General features: G+C 63.4%; 5 protein-coding genes. All 5 read left to right on the top strand.

Going from position 1 to position 3,509, the window contains the following annotated elements; translation table 11 throughout:
• The first annotated feature begins 34 nt into the window (after window positions 1-34).
• Window positions 35-1,399, top strand: coding sequence for a prephenate-dependent tRNA uridine(34) hydroxylase TrhP (gene trhP, locus AYR66_RS00340; protein WP_088705846.1), 1,365 nt, complete (start codon window positions 35-37; stop codon window positions 1,397-1,399).
• Between the two features lie 90 nt (window positions 1,400-1,489).
• Window positions 1,490-2,347 carry a KPN_02809 family neutral zinc metallopeptidase gene (gene ypfJ / locus AYR66_RS00335; RefSeq protein WP_088705845.1) on the top strand — a complete coding sequence of 286 codons (858 nt, stop codon included), beginning with the start codon at window positions 1,490-1,492 and terminating at the stop codon, window positions 2,345-2,347.
• A gap of 30 nt (window positions 2,348-2,377) precedes the next feature.
• Entirely contained in the window at window positions 2,378-2,653 is a 276-nt protein-coding gene (locus AYR66_RS00330; RefSeq protein WP_088705844.1) for a hypothetical protein, read from the top strand.
• Between the two features lies 1 nt (window position 2,654).
• Complete coding sequence (locus tag AYR66_RS00325; protein ID WP_088705843.1) at window positions 2,655-2,870, top strand: RNA-binding S4 domain-containing protein; 216 nt, start codon at window positions 2,655-2,657, stop codon at window positions 2,868-2,870.
• A gap of 17 nt (window positions 2,871-2,887) precedes the next feature.
• A partial coding sequence (locus AYR66_RS29180) for a 3'-5' exonuclease (protein WP_206047001.1) occupies window positions 2,888-3,509 on the top strand: 622 nt, incomplete at its 3' end.

Genomic DNA, 3,509 nt, shown 5'->3' with positions numbered 1-3,509 from the left:
TGGCGGGTTCCGCACAGCTTTCGCACGACCCGCCATGTCCCGCTCTCCCGAACTCCTGCTCCCCGCCGGCTCGCTGGCCAAAATGCACGCCGCCTTCGACTACGGCGCCGACGCCGTTTATGCCGGTCAGCCGCGCTACAGCCTGCGCGCGCGCAACAATGAATTCTCGACGCTGGAGGCGCTCGCCACCGGAATCAGCGAGGCGCATGCGCGCAACAAGCTGTTCTTCGTCGCCTCCAACATCTTCGCGCACAACGCCAAACTGAAGACCTACCTGCGCGACATGGAGCCGGTAATCGCAATGAAGCCGGACGCGCTCATCATGGCCGATCCCGGCCTGATCATGATGGTGCGCGACAAATGGCCGGACGTGCCGGTCCACCTGTCGGTGCAGGCGAACGCGGTGAACTGGGCCGACGTCAAGTTCTGGCAGCGCATGGGCCTCACACGCGTGATCCTGTCGCGCGAACTCTCGCTCGACGAGATCGAGGAAATCCGCCAGCAATGCCCGGACATGGAGCTCGAAGTCTTCGTGCACGGCGCGCTGTGCATCGCCTACTCCGGCCGTTGCCTGTTGTCGGGCTACTTCAACCATCGCGACGCTAACCAGGGCACCTGCACCAATTCCTGCCGCTGGGACTACAAGGTGATGAATGCGTCGGAAGATGCATCCGGCGACATCACGCGCGTGCCGGTCGAAACCATCCAGTTCAATTACCAGCAGGCGCTGGAAGAAGCGAACCAGTCCTTTTCCGCGCTTGGCGACGCGCCGCGCCATCCGCTGGCCGACCGCCCTTACCTGATCGAGGAAGCGGGTCGTCCGGGGCAATTGATGCCCGTCCTCGAGGACGAGCACGGCACCTACATCATGAATTCCAAGGACCTGCGCGCGGTCGAGCACATCGAGCGCCTGGTGAAGATCGGCGTCGATTCGCTGAAGGTCGAGGGACGCACCAAGTCGCTCTACTATGTCGCGCGCACCGCGCAGGTCTACCGCCGCGCAATCGACGATGCGGTGGCCGGCCGCCCGTTCAACACCCAGTTGCTGGGCGAACTGCAGGGCCTCGCCAACCGCGGCTACACCGACGGCTTCTACCAGCGCCACCACACACAGGAATACCAGAACTACATGAGCGGCGTTTCCGAAGTGCATCGCAGCCATTATGTTGGCGATGTGCAGGGCATCCAGGACGGCTGGGCGGAAGTGGAAGTCAAGAACCGCTTCTCCGTCGGCGACCGCATCGAGGTGATCCATCCCGGCGGCAACGAAGTCGTCACGCTCGACCGCATGCTCGCCGAGGATGGCACACCGTTGACTGTTGCCGCAGGCAGCGGCCACCGCGTCCGCATTCCGCTCGACGCGCGCTTCGACAAGGCATTGCTTGCACGCTTGCTGTAAGAATTTCCCACGCCGCTCGCGTGCAGCGGCCTCGCAGCGCGCGTATGCTTATTGCTTTCCTGTTCCAGAAAGATTTCCAGGAGACGCATCATGAGATGGGAAGGCAATCGCGAAAGCGACAATGTGGAAGACCGCCGCGGCGCAAGTTTCGGCGGCGGCCGTTCGGTCGGGTTGGGCACGATTGCGATTGCGCTGGTCGCATCGTATTTCCTCGGCGTCAGTCCGATGACCGTGCTCAACGTGCTGACCGGGGGTGGCGGCTTGCCTGTCGCACAGGAACAGACTGCGCATCGCCCGCCGGAAACGGACCACATGGCGAAGTTTGTTTCTACCGTGCTCGCCGATACGGAAGACACCTGGCAGGCGCTGTTCCGCGCGGAAGGTGCGAGGTACGTGGAACCCAAGCTCGTCCTGTTCTCCGGCAGCACGCCGACCGCGTGCGGAACGGGCCAGTCGGCAAGCGGCCCCTTCTACTGCCCGGGCGACCAGAAGATTTACATCGACCTCAGTTTCTATCGCCTGATGCAGCAGCGTTTCCGTGTCTCCGGCGAGTTCGCGCAGGCGTATGTGATCGCGCATGAAGTCGGCCACCATGTGCAACACCTGATGGGCATCACCGACAAGACCGACGCCGCGCGCCGGCGCATGTCGCAGGCGCAGGGGAATGCGCTTTCGGTTCGGGTGGAATTGCAGGCCGACTGCTTCGCCGGCGTATGGGCGCACCACGCGGACCGCGCGCGCAGCATCCTCGAATCAGGCGACGTGGAATCGGCACTGAACGCCGCCAGCGCGATCGGCGACGACGCGCTGCAGCGCCAGGCGCAGGGGCATGTGGTGCCCGACTCCTTCACGCACGGCACCTCCGAGCAGCGGGTACGCTGGTTCACGCGCGGCATCCAGAGCGGCAAGGTCACCGCATGCAATACCTTCGAGGCACGCCAGCTCTGATCCGATACAATCCACCTCCCGTCCACGCCAATGTCACACACTTTTGCCCTCCAGACGCTGCGCACTTCGCTCGACGACCTGCAGCACAAGCGTATTTCCATCCACGCCTTCTGCCAGGCCTGGCGCTCGCAAGGTGCACTCGTCAGTGCCCTGCCGCCTCGCTACGGGCAGGTGATGGAAGACCTGCTCGGCCGCATGGAAGCCGGCAGCCTGTTCACCGAGGAAAGCTGCTCGTTCAGCCAGGAAGACTTGCAGGCGAACCTTTTGGTGTGGCTGGATAAAGCACAACAAACACTCAACACTTGATATGCAAACTCTCGACTTCCAGCTCGACGGCGAATTCGTCGAACTAAACCAGCTCCTCAAACTCACCGGCATCTGCGATAGCGGCGGCGCGGGCAAGATGATCGTCGCCTCGGGCGAAGTGTCGGTCGACGGCGCGCAGGAGCTACGCAAGACAGCCAAGATCCGCGCCGGACAAGTCGTCACCCTCGGCGACGTCCGCATCCGCGTGAAAGGCTGAACCTGGCGGGGCGCGCCATGCTCGGTCACTACAGCAAACTGGTCTTCATCGACCTCGAGGCCACCGGGCCGGATCCGGTAGCCAATCGCGTGATGGAAATCGGCATCGTCGAAGTGAGCGCGGACGGCATCGAGCGCTGGTCGGCGCTGGTCAATCCGCAAGAGCCAATCCCGCCTTTCGTCAGCAAGCTCACCGGCATCACCGAAGACATGGTGAAGGACGCGCCGACCTTCGCCGGGATACAGGATGAACTGCTGCGCCACCTCGAAGGCGGTCTCTTCATCGCGCACAATGCGCGCTTCGATTACGGATTCCTGCGTAACGAGTTCAAGCGCCTCGGCAAGTCCTTCCGCTGCGAAGTGCTGTGCACGCTCAAGCTGTCGCGCAAGCTGTTCCCCGATGTGGTGAGCCACGGCCTCGATGCGCTCGTCGAACGGCACGGCCTGAGCACGGACGCGCGTCATCGTGCGCTCGGCGATGCGGAAGTGCTGTGGCAGTACTGGCAGCTGCTCGAGAAGACCGTGGCCGGCGAAAGGCTGCGCGAATTCACCCGGCAGCTGCTGCAACGCCCCAACCTGCCCGCCCATCTCGACCCCGACATGTTCGACGACCTGCCTGACCGGCCAGGCGTCTATGTGT

The sequence above is a fragment of the Noviherbaspirillum denitrificans genome (assembly GCF_002211445.1).
Taxonomy (GTDB): Bacteria; Pseudomonadota; Gammaproteobacteria; order Burkholderiales; family Burkholderiaceae_D; genus Noviherbaspirillum; species Noviherbaspirillum denitrificans.
This window is presented reverse-complemented; position numbering and strand designations above follow the sequence as displayed.

Coding starts and splice junctions, on each gene's coding strand:
- trhP (WP_088705846.1), top strand. CDS start 35: ATGTCCCGCTCTCCCGAACTCCTGCTCCCCGCCGGCTCGCTGGCCAAA.
- ypfJ (WP_088705845.1), top strand. CDS start 1,490: ATGAGATGGGAAGGCAATCGCGAAAGCGACAATGTGGAAGACCGCCGC.
- AYR66_RS00330 (WP_088705844.1), top strand. CDS start 2,378: ATGTCACACACTTTTGCCCTCCAGACGCTGCGCACTTCGCTCGACGAC.
- AYR66_RS00325 (WP_088705843.1), top strand. CDS start 2,655: ATGCAAACTCTCGACTTCCAGCTCGACGGCGAATTCGTCGAACTAAAC.